We start from the raw sequence: 22,130 nt of genomic DNA, 5'->3' as shown, positions 1-22,130 counted from the left end.
CCGCCAAATTTTGTAATCCTATTATAGAGTTACTAAAAACACGCCAAGGAAGGAAAGCTTTTCCCGATGAGAATCCCGCAAATCTCCGCCGCCCTGCTGTTTACCCTGCTGCTGGCGGGCTGCCAGTTCCACAAAACCGTGTTCCCGCCGCCGTATATCGGCACTCCGCAAGAGATCAGCACCTACGAAGTGAAGGGGCTGACGTTCGTCACCACCGTCACCTTCAGCGGCCTGTTCGCCGAAGATCTGGTGCGCGAGTACGCGCAGAAGCATCACTATCGCTATTACGTGGTCACGATGCGCAGCAACGGTTTTAAAGATCGAAGCGAGCGCGTGAGCGCAATGATGTATCGGTAGGTATTGGCAACATATGCCGTGAAGACTGGATTCAACATTAGGAAACGCTATACGAAATATTGCACAACCCAATACTCACAGGCCGCATGAAAGTACGGCCTGCGACTTTTGGTCTAATTATCTGGCATCGCAGTTGCCGCCCTTTACTTTCATATCGGCCGAAACTCCAACGTGCCGTTGTTGACCGCTTCGTAAACCGCGGCCGTTGGCGGCTTAGGCAAACGCGCATTGACGATTGCCTTTATCGCGGCCTGGCAAAGTTGCGGCTCCCCTTGTTCAGCCCGAACGCTGATCAGCAGACCATCCGGCGCCAGCTTGATGCGCAATGTACAACTTCTGCCTGAGTAGGCTTCGGCATCTTTCAAATGGCTTTGAATCGCGGCCAGCAACTGGGCAAAATACTGTTCTTTCTCTTTTCCCGGCACAGGCGTCTTTGGGTTACCAAGGTTGGCAAAAAGATCATCGACCTCTTTATTCGCCGGAACGGATTGGCTGGGGGCAGTGCTCTTGGCACACCCCATTAATGCCAGTGCGAGCATCGCCGCCAATAATGTGGCGGCGCCGGTTTTATAGCCTGAATGCGTTATTTTCATATCCCTGTCCTTATGGATGATTATCAGTCGAATCAACGTTGTATTCGAAAAGATCCCCGGTGAATACTTATACAGAATTAACGCCAAACCACCAATGACATCACGCACTGGCACGCGGAAAATCGTGAGTAGATGATGATATGAAACCCTAACCCCCTCACCGGGCCGTACGCCTGAGCCCCCTGACCTGTCGACATCTCCCGAATGGGTAATCACCCCATCAATAAATTAAGTTATTCTTACTTTTTTATCCCACCATAAGCACTTTCAACCCTGGCAATCTGGAAAATCTGCCTATACTTATTTTCCTGATATTAAATTCGTTTAAGTAACCAGGATGGTAGGTATGAAAAGCAAACGACTCTTTGCCGCGCTTCTTGCTGCAACTACGGTGATGTTCATTGCGGGCTGCGCTTCCAATCAGGCGATCAAAACAACGGATGGCAAGACCATTGTCACCGACGGCAAACCTCAGGTCGATACAGATACCGGGTTAGTCTCCTATCGAAACGCTGAAACGGGCAAAACGGAACAGATCAATCGAGACCAGATTGCAAACATGAGTGAGTTGGATAACTAAAAGGAGCTTCAAATGAAAAAAACGCTTGTTCTTCCCGCGATCGCCCTGGTTGCCATCGCCGCACTGTCAGGCTGCACACGCACAAGCTACGCCATCCATACCCACGACGGTCGAACGCTCATCAGTGACGGCAAGCCGAAAGAAACTTCTGCCGGGTTGCTCGGTTATACCGACGCCAATGGCGTTAAACAGCAAATCAACAAGACGGAAGTCAAAGAGGTTTCAGAGATCCCTCATTAAGGTTCCGATAATCTCAGCCAGCTAACACCAAGGGAGCCAATGGCTCCCTTTCTACTCTAAACCCGGCGTACTTGCCTGCATTTAACGATAACGTCGAACACCTGACATTTCAGCGCCAACGTTCCCGGGTTTGCCATACGGATCTCTCCTTTCCCTGCGTCGAACAGCTATAATCCAAGAAGTGGAGTTATTTGATAATGATAAGGAGGGAGTATGTATAAAACTATCTTGGTTCCAGTCGATATTACCGAGCCGGAATTAACGCAGCAGGTCATCCCACATGTCAACGCGCTCGCCAGGCTCGAAGACTCCCACGTCCATTTCCTAGCGGTGATCCCGTCACGCGCCACCTACGCCGCTTTCGGCTTTGCCGCCACCGCGGCGATAGAAACCAAAGACGAAATCATTGCGGTAGCGACCGAAGGGTTGGCGAAAGCGGCCAAAGAATTCAGCGTGCCTGAAGATAGAGTGACCACGCACGTGGCCGTCGGCGATCCTAAAGATCAGATCCTGGAACTCGCTGATGCGCTTAACGCGGAGATTATTGTGATGGGTTCCAACCGCCCTTCTGCGATCACTTACCTCCTCGGCTCCAATGCCACCGCCGTCGTGCGCCACGCCAATTGCCCGGTGCTGGTGGTGCGTGAATCGGCCAATCCTTGATATCCCATGCCCATTCGAACAATAAAAAAACGGGAGCCCTAAGGCTCCCGCTCTTATTCAAACGCCAAACACACTTACATGTGCTCTACGATAGCGTCGCCAAACTCTGAGCATTTCAGCAGTTTAGCGCCTTCCATCAGGCGTTCGAAGTCATAGGTCACGGTCTTGGCGGCGATGGCGCCTTCCATACCTTTAACAATCAGGTCAGCCGCTTCGAACCAGCCCATGTGGCGCAGCATCATCTCTGCGGACAGGATGATGGAGCCTGGGTTCACTTTGTCCTGGCCGGCGTACTTCGGCGCGGTGCCGTGAGTCGCTTCGAACAGCGCGCAGTCGGAGCCGATGTTGGCGCCCGGTGCGATGCCGATGCCGCCGACCTGGGCAGCCAGGGCGTCGGAGATGTAGTCACCGTTCAGGTTCATACAGGCGATCACGTCGTATTCCGCCGGGCGCAGCAGGATCTGCTGCAGGAAGGCGTCGGCGATCACGTCTTTAACCACGATCTCTTTGCCGGTGTTCGGGTTCTTGATCTTCAGCCATGGGCCGCCGTCGATCAGCTCGCCGCCGAACTCTTCGCGCGCCAGCTCATAGCCCCAATCCTTGAAGGCACCTTCGGTGAACTTCATGATGTTGCCTTTGTGAACCAGGGTCACGGAGTCGCGGTCGTTGGTGATGGCGTATTCGATCGCCGCACGCACCAGACGCTTGGTCCCTTCTTCGGAGCATGGCTTCACGCCGATACCGCACTGCTCTGGGAAGCGGATTTTCTTCACGCCCATTTCGTCGCGCAGGAATTTGATCACTTTGTCCGCTTCGGCGGAGCCGGCTTTCCACTCGATGCCGGCGTAGATGTCTTCGGCGTTTTCACGGAAGATCACCATGTCGGTCAGCTCAGGCTGTTTCACCGGGCTTGGGGTGCCCTGGTAGTAACGCACCGGGCGCAGGCACACGTACAGATCCAGCTGCTGGCGCAGGGCCACGTTCAGAGAACGGATGCCGCCGCCGACCGGGGTGGTCAGGGGGCCTTTGATGGCGACGCGGTAGTCGCGGATCAGGTCCAGAGTTTCGTCCGGCAGCCACACGTCTTTACCGTAAACGTGGGTAGATTTTTCGCCGGTGTAGATTTCCATCCAGGAGATTTTACGTTCGCCGTGGTAAGCCTTTTTAACGGCCGCATCAACCACGTGGATCATGGCAGGAGTCACGTCAACGCCGATGCCGTCGCCTTCGATGAACGGGATGATCGGGTTATGAGGAACAACCAGTTTACCCTGGGCGTCAACCGTGATTTTTTTACCTTCTGCCGGAACAACTACTTTGCTTTCCATCAACCTCTCCTTCAAGCGCAATTTTGTTAATGCTTTGTAAGATGCGTGTAGATACTACTTGAATATTCGGTCCGCGCCAATCCGAAACGGATTCGGTTATAATGCGCTTATCATCCGTAATCTCAACCGTTATGAAAAAATTCTCTGTTAGAAATCACAAAGTTAAACGATTCAGCAAGCCGAATGCCGCCAAACCCGCCGCGCCGAAAGGGCCGCGCCGAATTGTGTTATTCAACAAGCCCTTCGACGTGCTGCCGCAGTTCACCGACGAAGCCGGCCGCGCCACGCTGAAAGAGTACATCCCCTTCCCCGACGTTTACGCCGCCGGGCGTCTGGATCGCGACAGCGAAGGGCTGCTGGTGCTGACCAACGACGGCCAGCTGCAGGCGCAGCTCACCCAGCCGGGCAAGCGCACCGGCAAAATCTATTATGTGCAGGTCGAGGGCGCGCCGCAGGAGAGCGATCTGGCGCCGCTGCGCAGCGGCGTCACGCTGAAAGACGGCCCCACGCTGCCCGCCGGGGTGGAGTTGGTGGCCGAGCCGCAGTGGCTGTGGCCACGCAACCCGCCGATCCGCGAACGTAAATCCATCCCCACTTGCTGGCTGAAAATCACCCTGTATGAAGGGCGAAACCGCCAGGTGCGTCGCATGACGGCGCATATCGGGTTCCCTACCCTGCGCCTGATTCGCTACAGTATGGGTAATCTTTCGCTGGGTTCACTGCAACCTGGTGAATGGAAAACCATCGATTCCCTGTAGACCGATAACTGATGGAGACGCCATGAGGAACACACTGATAGCGCTGCTGCTCGCCGCACTGGCGGCCCCGCTCGCCGCCCAGGCCGCCAGCTTCGACTGCGCCAAGGCGGCAAGCCGCGATGAGCGCGCCATCTGCGCCAACCGCACGCTGAACGATCTGGACGTGCAAATGGCCACCAAGTACCAATTCCTGCGCGGCCTGTTCGCCATGGGCGCGCGCGGCGCGATGCAGGACAGCCAGCAGGACTGGCTGACAAAACGCCAGCGGTGCGGCGGCGATACCGCCTGCCTGCTGCAAAGCTATCGCACCCGCATCGCCGAGCTGGACGACATCTACCGGCGCATCGACAAACCGCTGTAAGGAGAGCGCATGTTCAAACCGCATGTCACCGTGGCCTGCGTGGTGCACGCCGCCGGCAAATTTTTAATTGTCGAAGAGACCATCAACGGCAAAGCGCTGTGGAACCAGCCGGCCGGCCACCTAGAGGCCGACGAGACGCTGGTGCAGGCCGCCGAGCGCGAGCTGTGGGAAGAGACCGGCATCCGCGCCACGCCGCAGGCGTTCCTGCGCCTGCACCAGTGGATCGCGCCGGATCGCACGCCGTTCCTGCGTTTTTGCTTCGTTATCGAGCTGGAACAGCCGCTGCCGACCGAGCCGCACGACAGCGACATCGATCGCTGCCTGTGGCTGAGCGCCGACGAGATCTTGCAGGCGCCCAACCTGCGTTCCGCGCTGGTGGCGGAGAGCATTCGCAGCTACCAGCAGCCGGAGCGCTACCCGCTGTCGCTGGTCGGCAGCTTCGCCTGGCCGTTTTAAGGGCGCGGGGCAGCACAAGATGAACAGTGCGCCGGCGCGGCCAACGTGGTAAAATCCTGCGCTTGTTTTTATCAGCACGGTTCGTGTTCAAGTTCGTGAGATCCCCATGTCAGACAACAGCCAGAAAAAAGTAATCGTCGGTATGTCCGGCGGCGTCGACTCTTCCGTTACCGCCTATCTGTTACAGCAACAGGGCTATCAGGTCGCTGGGCTGTTCATGAAGAACTGGGAAGAAGACGACGACGAAGAGTACTGCTCCGCCGCGACCGATCTGGCCGACGCGCAAGCGGTCTGCGACAAGCTGGGCATCGAACTGCACACGGTGAACTTTGCGGCGGAATACTGGGACAACGTGTTTGAGCTGTTCCTGGAAGAGTACAAGGCCGGCCGCACGCCGAACCCGGACATCCTGTGCAATAAAGAGATCAAATTCAAAGCCTTCCTAGAGTTCGCCGCCGAAGATCTGGGGGCCGATTTCATCGCCACCGGCCACTACGTGCGCCGCCAGGACGTGGGCGGCAAGAGCCGCCTGCTGCGCGGCGTCGACGGCAACAAGGATCAGAGCTACTTCCTCTACACCCTGAGCCACGAGCAGGTGGCGCAAAGCCTGTTCCCGGTCGGCGAGCTGGAGAAGCCGGAGGTGCGCCGCATCGCCGAGCAGCTGGAGCTGGTCACCGCCAAGAAGAAAGATTCTACCGGCATCTGCTTTATCGGCGAGCGCAAGTTCCGCGACTTCCTCGGCCGCTACCTGCCGGCGCAGCCGGGCCCGATCGTCAGCGTTGACGGCCAGACCGTCGGCGAACACCAGGGCCTGATGTATCACACCCTGGGCCAGCGCAAAGGGCTGGGCATCGGCGGCCTGAAAGACAGCAGCGAAGATCCGTGGTACGTGGTGGATAAAGACGTGGCCAACAACGTGCTGGTGGTCGCCCAGGGGCACGATCACCCGCGCCTGATGTCTACCGGCCTTATCGCGCAGCAGCTGCACTGGGTGGATCGCCTGCCGCTGAGCGGCCCGTTCCGCTGCACGGTGAAGACCCGCTATCGCCAGCAGGATATCCCTTGCACCGTGACCCCGCTCGACAGCGAACGCATCGAAGTGCGTTTCGACGAGCCGGTCTCCGCCGTCACCCCCGGCCAGTCGGCGGTGTTCTACCAGGGCGAAATCTGCCTCGGCGGCGGCATCATCGAACAGCGCCTGGCGTAATTCGCCTGCCGTCCAAGAAAAACGCTGCGTTTATCGCAGCGTTTTTTTTAATCAAAATTCCACCTGCGCCCCCAGTTCGATCACCCGATTCGGCGGGATTTCGAACAGATCCGGCGCGCGCAGCGCATTGCGCTGCAACAGCTGGAACACCTTGCCGCGCACGCGCAAATACCAGGGCCGCTTGCCCAGCACCAGCGTATCGCGCGACATAAAGAACGAGGTCTCGTTCATGGTGAAGCTCATCCCCTCCAGCCCGCAGCGGTAAAGGATGTCCGTGACGTTGGGCGTCTCGCGCCAACCGTAGCTCGCCACCACCCGCCAGAAACTCGCCGACAGCTGTTCGATCGCCACCCGCTGCACGTTATGCACGTACGGCATGTCGGTGGTGACGATGGTCAGCAGCACCACGCGCTCATGCAGCACCTTGTTGTGCTTCAGGTTATGCAACAGCACCAGCGGCACCGCGTGCGGCGTGCGCTCCATAAACACCGCGGTACCCGGCACCCGCTTCGGCGGCGCCTCCTCCAGCGACTCGATCAGCGCGCTCAGCCCCTCCTGGTTGTCGCGCAGCCGGCGGATCAGACGCGAACGCTCGGTCTTCCAGGTCAGCATGATCAGCAGAATCATCAGCCCAAGCACCACCGGCAGCCAGCCGCCGGTCGCCAGCTTGATCAGGTTGGCGCCGAACAGCGGTACGTCGATGCACAGCATGATCAGCAGCATCAGCCCGCCCAGCGCGCGCGGCCAGCCCCAGTTTTTCACCGCCACGATGCTCAGTAAAATCGACGACAGCAGCATGGTGCCGGTCACCACGATGCCGTAAGCCGAGGCCAGGTTGCTGGAGTGTTTGAAACTGATAATCACGATCAGCACCGCTGCGAACAGCAGCCAGTTCACCACCGGAATGTAGATCTGCCCGGACTCCTGATCGGAGGTATAGATGATGCGCATCGGCGGCAGGTAGCCTAGCCGCACCGCCTGCCGCGTCAGCGAGAACACGCCGGAGATTACCGCCTGCGAGGCGATCACCGTCGCCAGCGTGGCGATCACCAGCAGCGGGATCAGCGCCCAGGTCGGCGCCAGCAGGAAGAACGGGTTGTTGATCGCCGCCGGATTGGTCAGCAGCAGCGCCCCCTGGCCGAAGTAGTTCAGCACCAGCGCCGGCGCCACCAGCGTAAACCACGCCAGACGGATCGGCTTTTTACCGAAGTGGCCCATATCGGCGTACAGCGCTTCGGCGCCGGTGACCGACAGCACCACCATGCCCAGCGCAAAGAACGACACCGTCTTGTATTCGAGGAAGAAATTCACCGCCCAGTAAGGGTTCAGCGCCCGCAGCACGCCAGGGTGCTGCAGAATGCCGCCGATGCCCAGCAGCGCGAGCGTCAGGAACCAGATAACCATCGCCGGGGCGAACAGTTTGCCGACGCTGCCGGTGCCGCGCTTTTGTATCGCGAACAACGCGGTCAGCACCAGCAGCGACAGCGGCACGATAAAGCTGTCCAGTTCGGGGGCGATAATCTGCAGCCCCTCGATGGCCGAAAGCACCGAAATGGCCGGGGTGATCACCCCGTCGCCGTAAAAGAAGCTGCCGCCCACCAGCCCGATCAGCACCGCCGCCGGCACCCAGCGCGCATCCAGCCTGCGGATCGCCAGCGACATCAGCGTCAGGATCCCGCCCTCGCCGTCGTTGTCGGCGCGCATCACGAAACAAATGTATTTAATGGACACCACCAGCGTCAGCAGCCAGAAAATCAGCGACAAAAAGCCGTAGATCGAGGCCGGCGTCAGGGTGATACCTTCCTCCGCCGTCAGGCATTCGCGCAGGGTGTACAGCGGGCTGGTGCCGATATCGCCGTACACCACGCCGATGGCCGCCAACGTCACCGCCGGCAGCGGCTGCTTGTTTTTTACGTGCATATGAAGATCTTTATTTGAGGGCTCACGTTGGCAGTATAGATGCAGCCGCCGCACTTTATTTGCCGCCGCAACAATAAGTTCGCGCCGCCGCGCCGGCGATTTTCGCCGCCTGTCTGCGCAGTTCTGCGCCGTATGGCGCCTCCGCCTCGTCTCGGGCGTATTAGACGCTGGGTTTAGCCTCGATTTTGTGGCATGATCCGCGGCATTCGTTGTCATCGTTGTTACAGCCACGCCCGTTCGTTACCGTTCGCGGCCGCCGCCGTTACCCCTGCGATACACACAACCTTATGCAGTAAGCCATGTACCGTTCACAGCGTTTACAGGAGTAATCGTGGCGAAGAATTATTATGACATCACGCTGGCCATGGCGGGTATCAGCCAGTCGGCGCGTTTGGTTCAGCAGTTGGCCCATGAAGGGCAATGCAACCGCGAAGCCTTTCAGACCTCGCTGAAAAGCCTGCTGCAGATGAACCCGCCCTCCACGCTGGCGGTGTTCGGCGGTGAAGAACGCAATTTGATGGTCGGCCTCGAAACCCTGATGGGCGTGCTTAACGCCAACAACAAAGGGCCGGGCGCGGAACTGACCCGCTACACCATCAGCCTGATGGTGCTGGAGCGCAAACTCAACGCCAACAAACAGGCGATGAACACGCTCGGTGAACGCCTCAGCCAGCTCGAACGCCAGCTGGCGCACTTCGATCTTGAGTCGGACACCATCATCAGCGCGCTGGCCGGCATTTACGTCGACGTGGTCAGCCCGCTCGGGCCGCGCATCCAGGTGACCGGCTCGCCGGCTATCTTGCAGAACCCGCAGGTGCAGGCCAAGGTTCGCGCCACGCTGCTGGCCGGCATTCGCGCCGCCGTGCTGTGGCAACAGGTCGGCGGCAGCCGCCTGCAGTTAATGTTTTCCCGTAATCGTCTGTTCAAGCAGGCGCAAAATATCGTTGCTCATTGTTAATCGATCCCAGGAGTTGCTACCGATGGAATTATCCTCACTGACCGCCGTTTCCCCCGTTGATGGACGCTACGGTGATAAAGTCAGCGCACTGCGCCCCATTTTCAGCGAATACGGTCTGCTGAAATTCCGCGTACAGGTTGAAGTACGTTGGCTGCAAAAACTGGCGGCCTGCGCAGAAATCAAGGAAGTTCCCGCTTTTGACGCCGACGCAAACGCTTTCCTCGACAAAATCGTCGCGGAATTCAATGAAGAAGACGCTCAGCGCATCAAAACCATCGAGCGCACCACCAACCACGACGTGAAAGCGGTCGAGTATTTCCTGAAGGAAAAAGTGGCGGCGGTGCCTGCGCTGCACGCGGTGTCCGAGTTCATCCACTTCGCCTGCACCTCCGAAGACATCAACAACCTGTCGCACGCGCTGATGCTGCAAAGCGCGCGTCAGGACGTGGTGCTGCCTTACTGGCGCAAGATCATCGACGCGCTGAAAGGGCTGGCGCTGGAATACCGCGATATTCCGCTGCTGTCGCGCACCCACGGCCAGCCGGCGACCCCGTCGACCGTCGGCAAAGAGTTCGCCAACGTGGCTTACCGCATGGAGCGCCAGTACCGCCAGCTGGAGCGCGTGGAGATCATGGGTAAAATCAACGGCGCGGTCGGCAACTACAACGCCCACATCGTCGCTTACCCGGAAGTGGACTGGCATCAGTTCAGCGAAGCGTTCGTGACCTCGCTCGGCATCACCTGGAACCCGTACACCACCCAGATCGAGCCGCATGACTACATCGCCGAACTGTTCGACTGCGTAGCGCGTTTCAACACCATCCTGATCGACTTCGACCGCGACATCTGGGGCTACATCGCCCTGAACCACTTCAAGCAGAAGACCATCGCCGGCGAAATCGGCTCTTCCACCATGCCGCACAAGGTCAACCCGATCGACTTCGAAAACTCCGAAGGCAACCTGGGCCTGGCTAACGCCGTGCTGGGCCACCTGGCGGGCAAACTGCCGGTGTCCCGCTGGCAGCGCGACCTGACCGACTCCACCGTGCTGCGTAATCTGGGCGTAGGCCTGGGCTACGCGCTGATCGCCTATCAGGCCACCCTGAAAGGCATCAGCAAGCTGGAAGTGAACCAGGCGCACCTGCTGGACGAACTGGATCACAACTGGGAAGTGCTGGCCGAGCCGATCCAGACCGTGATGCGCCGCTACGGCATCGAGAAACCTTACGAGAAGCTGAAAGAGCTGACCCGCGGCAAGCGCGTGGATGCCGCCGGCATGCAGGCGTTCATCGATGGCCTGGCGCTGCCGGAAGAAGAGAAAACCCGTCTGAAGGCGATGACCCCGGCCAACTACATCGGCCGCGCCACCACCATGGTCGACGAGCTGAAATAAGCGCTTTAGCCTGACAACGACAAGGCGGCCTGCGGGCCGCCTTTTTCTTTGCTATTCGCCGCGCAGCACCTGCAGCCGGGCTATCTGCCGCCCCTGCGCATCGAAGTTGTCCGCACTCAGCCAGCGCGCCAGCGCCTGCCGCACCGTCGGCCAGCGGTCGGCGGTGATGGCGAACCAGTCGGTATCCCGGCTGCGCCCCTTGACGATCACCGCGAAGCGGAAGTTGCCCTCGTAGCGAAAGCCAAAGCGCAGCGCGGCCTGGCGCGACGGCGCGTTATGACTGTCGCACTTCCACTCGCAGCGGCGGTAGCCCAGCGTGTCGAAGGCATAGCGCAGCAGCAGCGCGATGGCCTCGGTGGCGCTGGAGCGCTGTTTCATCAACGGCGACCAGCTGACGTGGCCGATCTCCAGCACCCCGTTGGCTTCGTCGATGCGCATCAGCGCCACCGTGCCCACCGGCGCATCGCTGGCGGCGTCGAACACCGTCAGATTAACCAGCGCCGGGTTGGCCTGCAGCGTCTCCAGATGCTGCAACATCGCCGCCGGCGTATCGGGCCGTTCGATGGACAGATAGGTCCAGTCGCGGCCGTCCGGCGCCAGCTGAAACGCCTCGAACAGCGCGGCGTAATCCCGCTGCGGCTCGAGCGGCGCCAGCGAGCAGAAACGCCCGCCGAGCGTCGCGCCGCCGGGGCGGCGAGCTGGCTGCCAATCCGGCATCGGTTCGCCAACCGGCTGACCATAACGATTCATTGCCATAAACGCCTCCTGCGGTTAACGGGTATAAACGATAAACGAGCTTCTTCTGCCGATTTTGTCGTACAGCGAACGCGCCGGCGCGTTGTACTCCTGGGTCATCCAGTAGACCCGATCGCTGCCGCGCATCTCTGCCAAGCGATACGCCTGTTCGAACAGCTTTTCCGACACCTTGTGGCCGCGCGCCTGCGGCGACACATAGAGATCTTCGATATAACAATAGCCGACCGCGCTCCAGGTGGACGGGTGGAACACCAGGTTCATCAGCCCGAGCAGTTGGCCGTCGGCATCCTGCGCCACCAGCCCGTACACCTGTTCATCCTGCCCTAGGCGTTCGAAGGTGCGATCGGTCACCTGCGGCGCCACGTCGGCGCGGTAAAAATCGAGATATCCCTGCCACAGCGCCAGCCATTGCGCTTTGTCGTCGCCATTGATTCTGCGGATAGTCACTTCAGGGTTGTATGGGTTCATAGCGCCTCACGGAGTAAGATGTTATTTCCATTGGGGAAATAACCGGATAGCGGCAGAATACACCGCGCGGCGACGGTACAATACGGACCAATACGAAACGCAGAGCAGACCAATTTTAGCCGTCGCTTGCCACCGGCAGCGCGTTGAACACCTGCGCCAGCGTCGCGATAAAGCGCACGATCTCATCCGGCGTATAGGCCGAGAAGCCGAGCACCAGCGCCCCGCGCTGCGGCGTGCCGGTGTAGAAGTCCGCCAGGCCGTACAGTCGAATCCCCCGTTCGGCGGCGGCCGCCACCAGCCGCCGCTCCGTCGCCGCATCCGCCAACGGGCACACCAGCTGCAGCCCGCCCTGCGGCAGCGCCGGGCGCGTCCAGGCCGCCAGGTGACGATGCACCGCGTCGTACAGCACGTTCAACCGCGCCTTGTACAGCGTGCGCATATTGCGCAGATGCTCGGCGTAGCCGCCCTCGTGCAGGAAGTGGAACAGCGTCATCTGCGCCAGCGCCGACGTGTAGCCGTCCTGAAACTGCCTGGCGGCGACCAATGGCCGCACCAGCTGCGGCGGCGCGATCATGAAACCGATGCGCAGCCCCGGAAACAGCGTCTTGCTGAAGGTGCCGATGTACAGCGTGCGCCCGCCGCTGTCCAGCCCCTGCAATGCCGCCTTGGTTTGCCGGTCATAGTTGAACTCGGCGTCGTAGTCGTCTTCGATGATCCAGGCCCGCTGCCGCTGCGCCCACTGCAGCAGCGCCAGCCGCCGCTCGAGGCTCAGCGAATACCCCAGCGGGTAGTGATGGGACGGCGTGATGTAAACACCCCGTCCGCCGCCCGAGGCCTGCATCAACTGCCCGACGTCCAGCCCCTGCTCGTCGATACCGATCGGCCGCGCCTGCAGCCCCGCCGACTGCACCAGCTTTTTCGCCCCTTGGTAACCCGGCTCTTCGACGAACACCGCATCGCCGGGATCGAACAGCACCTGGGTACACAGCGCCAACGCCTGCTGAGAGCTGGTCACCACGATCACCTGTTCCGCCGTCGCCTTCACGCCCCGCTCCCGCTGCAGATAGCGCGCGATCTCCGCGCGCAGCTCCGGCAACCCTTGCGGATCGGCATACCCCAACAGCCGCTCGCCGTGCCGCCTTAGCGCCTGCTTTTCCTGCTGCAGCCATTGCTCGATGGGAAACGCCCGCAGGTCCGCCAGCGAAGGCGTCAGCGAAGCCTGGCGGCTGGTGTGCGGCGTATGGCTGACCGCCAGCAGCGCCCGGCCGCGATCGCTCAGCTCGCGCTCCGCCAGCCGCGCCTCTTGCCCCGCCGCCGTCGCCAGCAGTTCACGGCCGAGCAGCGTGTCGCAGCGATAACGCACAAAGCTGCCGCGCCCCACCGTTCGGCTGATGAACCCCTCCGCTTCCAGCCGCGCGTAGGTCTGTTCCACCGTGTCGCGCGCCACCGTCAGCCGGGCCGCCAACGCACGGCTCGGCGGCAGCTGCGTCCGCCAGGGCAGTTCTCCGGCGGCGATTAGTTGTAGCAGGGCCTGATGCAGCGCCGAACGCCGGGTCAGACCTTGCCGCCGCTGCTGCGCGAAGGCGGCCAGGATCGCCGCGTCGTCCGCGTGTCGTGGGGTATCACTCATGGGGTATTTGTTTCTCCAGGCTCAGGGGCCGACGCACTACTCTACCTCATTTCCTCCCAGCGGCGGCGGCAGTTGCGCTGCCCGGCGAAATCCCCTTAAATAAGCCATCGCATTGCGGCTACAGGACTTCCGTCGGCTATGAGCAAGGAGACCAACCAGCGTCTGCTGGACAAACTGCAGCAGGATCTGGCCAGCGCGGGCGCGATGCCGCTGTATTTGCGCTTCAACGCCTCGGTGCGCCAGGCCATCGAGCAGGGGTTGCTGAATGCGGGGGATTTTTTGCCCAGCGAGCGCCTGTTCACCGAACGGCTCGGCATCTCGCGCATCACGGTGCGCAAGGCGCTGGCCTGCCTCGAGCAGGACGGCATCATCGGCCGTTCGCGCGGCTACGGCACCTTTATCCAACCGCAGCGGCCCGAGCCGAAGCTGTTCTATTCATTGGCGGACGTCAAAGGATTCTCGCGCGAGGTAATACAGCAGGGGCGCCGGCCGGATACACAGTGGATCAGCCGCGAACGGATACCCGCCGGCGCTGAGCTGGCTGAAAAGCTCCAGCTGGCGGCCGGAACGCCGATCTACCAACTCAAACGCATTCACCTGATCGATCGGCGGCCAATGTCGGTGGCGGTGTCCTACGTGGTGGCGGCGGCGATTGCCAACGTCGACGAGATCGGCATCTCGCTGTACGATTACTTCCGGCGCAATAAGGTGGAGATGGGATCGCTGCGCAGCCAGGTCAGCGCCGCGATGGCCGACGACGATATCCGTCAGGCGCTGCGGCTCTCGGAGCCGATGCCGCTGCTGATCGTGCGCCAGACGCTGTTCGACCACCAAAAAAAGCCGATCGAATACAGTGAAAGCTTCTGCCGCAGCGACATGTACGAATTTACCAGCGAAAGCTGACCCGTTGCGTCACGCGGCGGCTTACGACTCGCCCTGCCGGCGGCGGCGAAAACGCGCGAACGCCTGAACATAAGCCCCGATATCCAGCGGATTCACCCGTTTTAACTCCGCCAGCAGCCCCGGCTCAATCGCCTCGGCGCCGTGCAGCGCGCCGCAAATCGCGGTGGCCATCGCGCCGATGGTGTCGGTATCGCCGCCCAGGTTGGCGCACAGCACGGCGCACCGGGTAGGGTCGGTTTGCGCCAGTTGCACCATCGCCAGCGCTGCGGGCACCGACTCGATGGTGCTCACCCCGGCGCCGATCAGCTGATACACCCGCTCGGAGGCCTGCTCGGTGCCGGTGGCTTCATCCACCACCTGAAACGCCAGTTCGATGCGCGCCGCCAGCGAAGGGCTGAACGTCGTCTCCTGCCGGCGCTGGGCATACTCCGCCACCCCCGGCAACGCCAGGCGAATGGAGGCCCAGTCAGCCCCTTCCACCGCCCGCGCCACGGCCCAGGCGATCGCCACCGCACCGGCGACGGCGATGTCGGATTTGTGCGTCGGGCTGCAGGCCAGCCACACCTGTCGGCAGAAGTCCTCCAGCGGCGCGGAAGGCAGCACGCAGCCCAAAGGCGAAATGCGCATCGCCGCACCGTTGGTGATGCCGTTGTTTTCCAACTCGGCGATCGGCGTGCCCGCTTTCTGCTCGCTCAGCGCCAGTTTGGAACTGGGGCCGAGAATGTTCTTGTTGAAAGCGTCAAAACCGTCCACCCAACGGATCACGTTGCGGGCGATCAGCTCCGGCACCACCTCGCCTTGCGCCTCCACCAGCGCATCGGCCAACGCCAATGCCATCGCGGTATCGTCGGTATATTGCCCGGCCTTGAAATAACAGGCGGCGGTGTTCTCCGCAGGCCCGTCGAGAAAGCCCTCTATCCAGCCGAAGTGGCGCTTAACCCGCTCGCGCGGCCACAGCTCGGAAGGCATGCCGAGCGCGTCGCCCAGCATCTGTCCGTAAAGTGCGCCCGCTATGCGTTCCGCCTGGGTTAACTGCTTCATCCGTCGCTCCTGAGAAAATGTGCCGATGCCTCAATAATACCTTATTAGTACCTTTAAAGCTTATCAAGCGCCCCGGCTCACACGTTCTTTCCGCGGGCAATGCCCGGCGCGTTTAAGTTGCGTTTAACGTCGCCCCGCCGCTGTTTATCCGACGTTTATCAGAACTTGTCGATAATGTCGGCGAACAAATTGATAACGCTTATTTTAATACATTGCTTCGGCTCTCTTGCGAGCCGGGCGGGTTATACCTACCATAGCCTCAGCACTTTTTGTCAACATGGTTCAGGTGGCCGCGTTATCCCCTGACACGCCGCAGAGCGTGTTCCCTTTTTATCGCGTGGGTGACAGGACGTTCACCCGCATAGTCACAGGAGTTCGCCATGCGAGTACTGGTTGTTGAAGATAATGGTCTGCTGCGCCACCACCTTTCCGTTCAGATGCGCGAGATGGGCCATCAGGTCGACGCGGCCGAAGACGCCAAGGAAGCCGATTACTTCCTGCAGGAGCACGCGCCGGATATCGCCATCGTCGATCTCGGCCTGCCGGGTGAAGACGGTCTGAGCCTGATCCGCCGCTGGCGCGCGCACCAGGCCAAGCTGCCGATCCTGGTGCTGACCGCCCGCGAAAGCTGGCAGGACAAAGTGGCGGTGCTGGAAGCCGGCGCCGACGACTATGTCACCAAGCCGTTCCACCTGGAAGAAGTGATCGCCCGCATGCAGGCGCTGATGCGCCGCAACAGCGGCCTGGCTTCGCAGGTGATTGTGCTGCCGCCGTTCCAGATCGATCTGTCGCGCCGCGAGCTGAGCGTCAACGATCGGCAAATCAAGCTGACCGCCTTTGAATACACCATCATCGAAACCCTGATCCGCAACGCCGGCAAGGTGGTGAGCAAGGATTCGTTGATGCTGCAACTCTACCCGGACGCCGAGCTGCGCGAAAGCCACACCATCGACGTGCTGATGGGCCGCTTGCGCAAGAAGGTGCAGGCGGAATACCCGCATGAAGTGATCACCACGGTACGTGGCCAGGGCTATCGTTTTGACGCGAAGTGAACATAATGTTCAACAAGAATAAAAAACCGTTTTCGCTGCGTGCCCGCTTCCTGATGGCGACCGCCGGGGTGATCCTGGCGCTGTCGCTCTCTTACGGTTTGGTGGCGGTCGTCGGCTATATCGTCAGCTTCGACAAAACCGCCTTCCGCCTGCTGCGCGGCGAGAGCAACCTGTTTTTCAGTCTGGCGCAGTGGAAAGACAACAAGCTCACCATCGCCATTCCCCCCGATATCGATCTCAACTTCCCGACGCTGGTATTTATCTACGACGATAAAGGCAACCTGCTGTGGAGCCAGCGCAAGGTGCCGGAGCTGGAGAAGCTGATCAACAAGGAATGGCTGGAGGAGTCCGGCTTTTACGAAATCGACACCGACACCCGCGTCAGTAGCGAAGTGCTGGGGGACAACCCCAAAGCGCAGGATCAGCTGAAGAATTACGACGATACCGATCAGAACGCGCTGACCCACTCGGTGGCGGTCAATACCTATGCCGCCACGCCTCGCCTGCCGGCGCTGACCATCGTGGTGGTCGACAGCATTCCGCAGGAGCTGCAGCGATCTGACGTGGTGTGGGAGTGGTTCAGCTACGTGCTGCTGGCCAACCTGCTGCTGGTGGTGCCGCTGCTGTGGCTGGCGGCCTACTGGAGCCTGCGGCCGATCAAGGCGCTGGTCAATCAGGTGGGCGAGCTGGAGAACGGCGAGCGCGATCAGCTGGATGAGAACCCGCCCAGCGAGCTGCGCGGGCTGGTGCGTAATCTGAACATTCTGGTGCGCAACGAACGCCAGCGCTACACCAAGTACCGCACTACCCTGTCGGATTTGACCCACAGCCTGAAAACGCCGCTGGCGGTGCTGCAAAGCACCCTGCGCTCACTGCGCAGCGGCAAGCAGACCACCATCGAAGAAGCCGAGCCGATCATGCTGGATCAGATCGGGCGCATCTCGCAGCAAATCGGTTACTACCTGCACCGAGCCAGCATCAACTCCGGCCAGACGGTGCTGACGCGCGAGATCCATTCGGTGCCGGCGCTGCTCGACAGCCTGGTGGTGGCGCTGAATAAGGTTTATCAGCGCAAAGGGGTGGTGATCACGCTGGACATCTCGCCGGAAGTGACCTTTATGGGCGAGAAAAACGACTTTATGGAAGTGATGGGCAACGTGTTGGAAAACGCCTGCAAATACTGCCTGGAGTTCGTGGAGATCACCTCGCTGCACTCCGAGAAAAACCTCACCATCGTTATCGACGACGACGGCCCGGGGATCCCGGAAAGCAAGCGCCAGCTGATCTTCCAGCGCGGCCAGCGGGTGGATACTCTGCGCCCCGGCCAGGGCCTGGGTTTGTCGGTGGCGGCGGAGATCATCGAGCAGTACGACGGCGAAATCGTCATCAGCGACAGCCCGCTCGGCGGCGCGCGCATGCAGGTCACCTTCGCCCGCCAGCACGACACCCACCACAACGAGTAAATTATGCCGCTGCGGCCCCGATCCACGGGGCCAAACTTCCGTTATAATCGCACACAGGCTCACTCCTCTCTCCTGGAATAGAACATGGATTATCAATTAGACCTGGACTGGAACGATTTTTTGCAACGTTATTGGCAAAAGCGTCCGGTGATTCTGAAGCGCGGCTTCAAAAACTTTATCGATCCGATCTCCCCGGATGAGCTGGCCGGGCTGGCGATGGAAAACGAAGTGGACAGCCGCCTGGTCAGCCACCAGGACGGCCGTTGGCAGGTCGCGCACGGCCCCTTCGAGAGCTTCGATCACCTGAGCGAAAACAACTGGTCGCTGCTGGTGCAGGCGGTGGACCACTGGCATGAGCCTTCCGCGGCGCTGATGCGCCCGTTCCGCCAGCTGCCGGACTGGCGGATGGATGACCTGATGATCTCCTTCTCGGTACCGGGCGGCGGCGTCGGCCCGCATCTCGATCAGTACGACGTGTTCATCATTCAGGGCACCGGCCGCCGCCGCTGGCGCGTCGGGGAAAAAACGCCGCTGAAACAGCACTGCCCGCACCCGGATCTGCTGCAGGTGGAGCCGTTCGACGCCATCATCGACGAAGAGATGGAGCCGGGCGACATTCTCTACATTCCGCCGGGCTTCCCGCATGAAGGCTACGCGCTGGAAAACGCGCTCAACTATTCGGTGGGCTTCCGCGCGCCGAACGGCCGCGAGCTGGTGAGCGGCTTCGCCGACTACGTGCTGGCGCGCGAGCTGGGCAGCAAACGCTACGGCGATCCGGACGTTAAACTGCGCGAACACCCGGCGGAGATCCTGCCGCAGGAAGTGGACGCCTTACGGCAGATGATGCTGGATCTGGTGCAACAGCCGGAACACTTCCAGCACTGGTTCGGCGAGTTTATCTCCCAGTCGCGCCACGAGCTGGATCTGGCGCCGCCGGAGCCACCGTATCAGGCCGGGGAAATCTACGAGCTGCTGCAGCAGGGTGAAGCGCTGCAGCGCCTGGGCGGGTTGCGCGTGCTGCGCGTCGGCGATCGCTGCTTCGTCAACGGCGAGCTGATCGACACCGACCAGCTGCATGCCGCAGACGCCCTTTGCCAGCACTTCAACGTCGACGCCGCCCTGCTCGGCGATGCGGTGGACGACCCGTCGTTCCTGGCGCTGCTGACCGCGCTGGTCAACAGCGGGTATTGGTACTTTAACGACTGATTGCCGTCATACGAACAAGCCACCCTGCCGGGTGGCTTTTTTATGCCTGGCGCGCCTGTGCGCGGTAATCCGCCAGTTCCCCCGCCGCCATGCCCGCCTGCTCCGCCGCCGCGCCAATCTGCCGCCAGGTATTGGCATCGATCGGGATGCCCTGCTCCAGCCGCGCCGCGCGGTTGGCCTCTTCCCACTCTCCCGGGACGGCGATCGGCTGTTCGCCGCTCGGCGGCGAAGCTTTCACCCAGCCGATAAATGCTTCGGCTTCGGCCTGCATTTGCGGCGCGTCAAAGGCCTGAGGATCGAGGATCAGGGTGGTCATGCAGTTGAAGATGGCGTCGCTGTCGGCTTTCAGCGTAGCGTCGTGGGTGGTGCGGCCGCCGGAGAGCGCGCCGCCGAGGATCTCGCACATCGCCGCCAGCGCATAGCCTTTGTGCAAGCCGAACGGCAGCAGTGAACCGAACGGCGCTTCGTGCATCACCTTCGGTTCGGTAGTCGGCTGCCCGTGTTCGTCGATCAGATAGCCCGGCGCCACCGACAGCCCTTTGTTATAGGCCACCCGGGTTTTGCCGAAGGCGATACCGCTGGTGGCAAAATCCAACAGCAGCGGCGTGCGGCCCGGCCGCGGGAAAATGGCGCAGAACGGGTTGGTGCCGAAGCGGCGATCGCTGCCGCCGAACGGCGCCACCATCGGATCGCCCACCACGTTGACGAAGTGAATCGAGATGAAACCGGCGCGGGCACACTGCTCCGCCCAATGGCCGATGCGGCCGATATGGTGTGCGTTGTGCAGCGCCACCGCCGCCAGCCCCAGCTTGGCGGCACGTTCGATGCCCAGCGCCATCGCTTCGCTGGCCACCACCTGACCGAAACCGCGCGCACCGTCGAGCGTCAGCACCGCGCCGGCGTCGCGCACCACTTCGGCGTGCTGATTGAGCTGCAATTGCCCCTGCGCCAACGACGCCATGTAGCTGGGGATCATGCCGACGCCGTGCGAGTCGTGCCCGGCCAGATTGGCCTGCACCAGATGATCGGCCACCAGCTCGGCTTCGCGCGCCGTGCTGCCGGCCTGGCGCCAAATCGCCTGAACGAACTGCGCCAAATGCGGGCTGGCGATACGGTATTCGGTGCTCATCATGCGGTCCTTATGCGTGCGGAATAGGCTTCCACACTATGAGCAACGCCTTGTTACGGCAAGCGATTATGATAATCGCAAGCGTCCCGTTTACCGCGCCCGCTCGGCGGCCAGCGCCGCGATGCGCATGATCACCGCCACCGCTTGCTCCATGCCTTCCAGCGTCACGAACTCGTGCTTGCCGTGGTAGTTGTAGCCGCCGGTGAACAGGTTCGGGCACGGCAGGCCACGGAACGACAGCTGCGCGCCGTCGGTGCCGCCGCGGATCGGCTTCATCACCGGTTCGATGTCGCAGTCGCGCATCGCCTGCTGCGCCAGCGCAATCACGTGCGGGTGCTCCGCCACCTGTTCGCGCATGTTGTAATAGCTGTCTTCGATGCTCACTTCGATATAGCAATCGCGCGGCAGGCCTTTGCCGACCTCGCGGGCGATGTCCACCATCTTGCGCTTGCGCGCCTCGAACCCTTCGCGCTCGAAGTCGCGCAGGATATAGTGCATTTCGGCGCGCTCTACGCTGCCCTTGATGCTGCTGAGGTGATAAAAGCCCTGGTAGCCTTCGGTGGTCTCCGGCACTTCGTCCGCCGGCAGCGCCTGATGAATGCGGGTGGCCAGCGACAGCGCGTTGACCATCACGCCCTTGGCGCTGCCGGGGTGCACGCTGTTGCCGAGGATTTTGATCGTCACCGAGGCGGCGTTGAAGTTCTCGCACTCCAGCTCGCCGACCCCGCCGCCGTCCACGGTATAAGCCCATTCGGCATTGAAGGCCGCCACGTCGAACAGCTGCGCCCCCTTGCCCACCTCCTCGTCCGGGGTGAAGGCTACGCGGATGTCGCCGTGCGGGATTTTGCGCGCGCGCAGGCGCACCATGGCGGTGAGGATCTCGGCGATGCCGGCCTTGTCGTCGGCGCCCAGCAGCGTTTTGCCGTCGGTGGTGATCAGGGTCTGCCCCAGCATCTGGTGCAGGATCGGGAACATCACCGGCGACAGCACTTCATCGCCGATGCCGAGCGCGATGTCGCCGCCGCGATAGTTCTCGACGATCTGCGGATTGACGTGTTTGCCGCTGAAATCCGGCGAGGTATCCAGATGGGCGATAAAACCGACCGCCGGCACCGGCCAGGCGACGTTGCCCGGCCAGGTGCCCATCACGCAGCCGTGTTCGCTGAGCGACACCCGCTCGAAGCCGAGCGCGATCATTTCCTGCTGCAACGCGCGCGCCAGCTTCAACTGCCCGTCGGTGCTCGGCACATGCTTTACGTTCGCTTTGGACTGGGTGTCGAAAGAGACGTAGTTGAAAAAGCGGTCAAGTAATTTGTCCATGGTAGCGGCCCCTCAGAATATCGCGTTTCATTATGCGGAACCGATCAGGATCAAATATTGCGTCAGGTCATTTTTAACCAGAATTCGCCAATATCATTAATCTTTGTGATGATTTCTGAGGGAAATAACACTGTCATCACAGGGTCATTTGTCGCTATCATGATGAAAAACGCGGCATCTGGGCCGGATCGGCTTTCAATTCCGGCATTCAGCGTCTATCATGCGCGCTCGAAAAATTTCCATTGGCGCAACTGGTTTGAGCTTCATTTGATCAGCGGGCATCCCGCAAGCTCCGGCAGTCTTTTCCAGTTGCGGTTCTATCTGCATTAGCCCACGGGATAGAGTAAT

24 protein-coding genes are annotated in these 22,130 nt (G+C 61.0%); 15 read left to right on the top strand and 9 right to left on the bottom strand.

What is annotated here, in order from left to right:
* Positions 1–66: 66 nt before the first annotated feature.
* The gene (locus ACJ8HH_RS05885; protein WP_060451502.1) at positions 67–357 is read left to right on the top strand and encodes a hypothetical protein; all 291 of its coding nucleotides are present in this window, start codon (positions 67–69) and stop codon (positions 355–357) included.
* A gap of 149 nt (positions 358–506) precedes the next feature.
* Here ACJ8HH_RS05885 and tolA read toward each other — a convergent pair whose 3' ends face one another.
* On the bottom strand, positions 507–950 hold the full coding sequence (tolA, locus tag ACJ8HH_RS05880; RefSeq protein ID WP_197766178.1) for a cell envelope integrity protein TolA: 444 nt from the start codon (positions 948–950) through the stop codon (positions 507–509).
* Positions 951–1,296: 346 nt separating this feature from the next.
* On the opposite strand from tolA, the gene ACJ8HH_RS05875 reads away from it, so the two are divergent.
* The 3 genes from ACJ8HH_RS05875 to uspF all read left to right on the top strand — a co-directional run bounded on the left by ACJ8HH_RS05875 (position 1,297) and on the right by uspF (position 2,433).
* Positions 1,297–1,530, top strand: a complete 234-nt coding sequence (locus tag ACJ8HH_RS05875; protein ID WP_033638227.1) for a YgdI/YgdR family lipoprotein — start codon at positions 1,297–1,299, stop codon at positions 1,528–1,530.
* A gap of 12 nt (positions 1,531–1,542) precedes the next feature.
* Positions 1,543–1,770 carry a YgdI/YgdR family lipoprotein gene (locus ACJ8HH_RS05870; protein WP_033638226.1) on the top strand — a complete coding sequence of 76 codons (228 nt, stop codon included), beginning with the start codon at positions 1,543–1,545 and terminating at the stop codon, positions 1,768–1,770.
* 213 nt (positions 1,771–1,983) lie between these two features.
* Positions 1,984–2,433: a universal stress protein UspF gene (gene uspF / locus ACJ8HH_RS05865; RefSeq protein WP_033646368.1), complete on the top strand. Its 450-nt coding sequence runs from the start codon at positions 1,984–1,986 to the stop codon at positions 2,431–2,433.
* Positions 2,434–2,507: 74 nt separating this feature from the next.
* On the opposite strand, the gene icd is transcribed toward uspF, so the two are convergent.
* Positions 2,508–3,761 carry an NADP-dependent isocitrate dehydrogenase gene (icd, locus tag ACJ8HH_RS05860; RefSeq protein WP_033638224.1) on the bottom strand — a complete coding sequence of 418 codons (1,254 nt, stop codon included), beginning with the start codon at positions 3,759–3,761 and terminating at the stop codon, positions 2,508–2,510.
* 131 nt (positions 3,762–3,892) lie between these two features.
* Here icd and rluE point away from each other — a divergent pair, with 131 nt between their 5' ends.
* The 4 genes from rluE (at position 3,893) to mnmA (ending at position 6,543) form a co-directional block, all read left to right on the top strand.
* The gene (gene rluE, locus ACJ8HH_RS05855) at positions 3,893–4,519 is read left to right on the top strand and encodes a 23S rRNA pseudouridine(2457) synthase RluE (RefSeq protein WP_041034765.1); all 627 of its coding nucleotides are present in this window, start codon (positions 3,893–3,895) and stop codon (positions 4,517–4,519) included.
* A 22-nt stretch (positions 4,520–4,541) separates the two neighbouring features.
* Entirely contained in the window at positions 4,542–4,880 is a 339-nt protein-coding gene (locus tag ACJ8HH_RS05850) for a lysozyme inhibitor LprI family protein (protein WP_060387612.1), read from the top strand.
* A gap of 9 nt (positions 4,881–4,889) precedes the next feature.
* Complete coding sequence (locus tag ACJ8HH_RS05845; RefSeq protein WP_060387611.1) at positions 4,890–5,336, top strand: NUDIX hydrolase; 447 nt, start codon at positions 4,890–4,892, stop codon at positions 5,334–5,336.
* 106 nt (positions 5,337–5,442) lie between these two features.
* Positions 5,443–6,543 (top strand): tRNA 2-thiouridine(34) synthase MnmA, encoded by a 1,101-nt coding sequence (mnmA, locus tag ACJ8HH_RS05840; RefSeq protein ID WP_060387610.1) that lies wholly within the window; start codon positions 5,443–5,445, stop codon positions 6,541–6,543.
* A 51-nt stretch (positions 6,544–6,594) separates the two neighbouring features.
* On the opposite strand, the gene kup is transcribed toward mnmA, so the two are convergent.
* On the bottom strand, positions 6,595–8,463 hold the full coding sequence (gene kup / locus ACJ8HH_RS05835; protein ID WP_060451500.1) for a low affinity potassium transporter Kup: 1,869 nt from the start codon (positions 8,461–8,463) through the stop codon (positions 6,595–6,597).
* A 331-nt stretch (positions 8,464–8,794) separates the two neighbouring features.
* Between kup and hflD the strand changes: the two genes are divergently transcribed.
* Together hflD and purB are read left to right on the top strand one after the other, a co-directional pair.
* Positions 8,795–9,421, top strand: coding sequence for a high frequency lysogenization protein HflD (gene hflD, locus ACJ8HH_RS05830; RefSeq protein WP_060451499.1), 627 nt, complete (start codon positions 8,795–8,797; stop codon positions 9,419–9,421).
* A gap of 22 nt (positions 9,422–9,443) precedes the next feature.
* Positions 9,444–10,814, top strand: coding sequence for an adenylosuccinate lyase (gene purB / locus ACJ8HH_RS05825; RefSeq protein WP_033638215.1), 1,371 nt, complete (start codon positions 9,444–9,446; stop codon positions 10,812–10,814).
* Positions 10,815–10,865: 51 nt separating this feature from the next.
* On the opposite strand, the gene ACJ8HH_RS05820 is transcribed toward purB, so the two are convergent.
* The 3 genes from ACJ8HH_RS05820 to pdxR all read right to left on the bottom strand — a co-directional run bounded on the left by ACJ8HH_RS05820 (position 10,866) and on the right by pdxR (position 13,668).
* The gene (locus tag ACJ8HH_RS05820; RefSeq protein ID WP_033646373.1) at positions 10,866–11,570 is read right to left on the bottom strand and encodes a GNAT family N-acetyltransferase; all 705 of its coding nucleotides are present in this window, start codon (positions 11,568–11,570) and stop codon (positions 10,866–10,868) included.
* Between the two features lie 15 nt (positions 11,571–11,585).
* Entirely contained in the window at positions 11,586–12,038 is a 453-nt protein-coding gene (locus tag ACJ8HH_RS05815; RefSeq protein WP_043147288.1) for a GNAT family N-acetyltransferase, read from the bottom strand.
* A 115-nt stretch (positions 12,039–12,153) separates the two neighbouring features.
* On the bottom strand, positions 12,154–13,668 hold the full coding sequence (gene pdxR, locus ACJ8HH_RS05810) for a MocR-like pyridoxine biosynthesis transcription factor PdxR (RefSeq protein WP_049196604.1): 1,515 nt from the start codon (positions 13,666–13,668) through the stop codon (positions 12,154–12,156).
* A gap of 138 nt (positions 13,669–13,806) precedes the next feature.
* On the opposite strand from pdxR, the gene ACJ8HH_RS05805 reads away from it, so the two are divergent.
* Complete coding sequence (locus ACJ8HH_RS05805) at positions 13,807–14,571, top strand: GntR family transcriptional regulator (RefSeq protein WP_039566493.1); 765 nt, start codon at positions 13,807–13,809, stop codon at positions 14,569–14,571.
* Between the two features lie 21 nt (positions 14,572–14,592).
* On the opposite strand, the gene ACJ8HH_RS05800 is transcribed toward ACJ8HH_RS05805, so the two are convergent.
* Positions 14,593–15,612, bottom strand: a complete 1,020-nt coding sequence (locus ACJ8HH_RS05800; RefSeq protein WP_060451498.1) for an ADP-ribosylglycohydrolase family protein — start codon at positions 15,610–15,612, stop codon at positions 14,593–14,595.
* Between the two features lie 380 nt (positions 15,613–15,992).
* On the opposite strand from ACJ8HH_RS05800, the gene phoP reads away from it, so the two are divergent.
* From phoP to ACJ8HH_RS05785, 3 genes are all read left to right on the top strand, one after another.
* The gene (phoP, locus tag ACJ8HH_RS05795) at positions 15,993–16,664 is read left to right on the top strand and encodes a two-component system response regulator PhoP (protein ID WP_033638204.1); all 672 of its coding nucleotides are present in this window, start codon (positions 15,993–15,995) and stop codon (positions 16,662–16,664) included.
* Between the two features lie 5 nt (positions 16,665–16,669).
* A complete protein-coding gene (gene phoQ, locus ACJ8HH_RS05790; RefSeq protein ID WP_033638202.1) occupies positions 16,670–18,127 on the top strand; it encodes a two-component system sensor histidine kinase PhoQ in 1,458 nt (485 codons plus the stop codon).
* Positions 18,128–18,211: 84 nt separating this feature from the next.
* The gene (locus tag ACJ8HH_RS05785) at positions 18,212–19,333 is read left to right on the top strand and encodes a ribosomal protein uL16 3-hydroxylase (RefSeq protein ID WP_060451497.1); all 1,122 of its coding nucleotides are present in this window, start codon (positions 18,212–18,214) and stop codon (positions 19,331–19,333) included.
* A 40-nt stretch (positions 19,334–19,373) separates the two neighbouring features.
* Here ACJ8HH_RS05785 and ACJ8HH_RS05780 read toward each other — a convergent pair whose 3' ends face one another.
* Positions 19,374–20,462, bottom strand: a complete 1,089-nt coding sequence (locus ACJ8HH_RS05780) for a malate/lactate/ureidoglycolate dehydrogenase (protein WP_060451765.1) — start codon at positions 20,460–20,462, stop codon at positions 19,374–19,376.
* 90 nt (positions 20,463–20,552) lie between these two features.
* A complete protein-coding gene (gene pepT / locus ACJ8HH_RS05775; RefSeq protein WP_060451496.1) occupies positions 20,553–21,782 on the bottom strand; it encodes a peptidase T in 1,230 nt (409 codons plus the stop codon).
* 57 nt (positions 21,783–21,839) lie between these two features.
* Here pepT and ACJ8HH_RS05770 point away from each other — a divergent pair, with 57 nt between their 5' ends.
* The gene (locus tag ACJ8HH_RS05770) at positions 21,840–22,112 is read left to right on the top strand and encodes a hypothetical protein (RefSeq protein WP_101456414.1); all 273 of its coding nucleotides are present in this window, start codon (positions 21,840–21,842) and stop codon (positions 22,110–22,112) included.
* Positions 22,113–22,130: the final 18 nt, after the last annotated feature.

Source organism: Serratia sp. CY32780, assembly GCF_052169135.1.
Taxonomy (GTDB): domain Bacteria; phylum Pseudomonadota; class Gammaproteobacteria; order Enterobacterales; family Enterobacteriaceae; genus Serratia; species Serratia sarumanii.
This window is presented reverse-complemented; position numbering and strand designations above follow the sequence as displayed.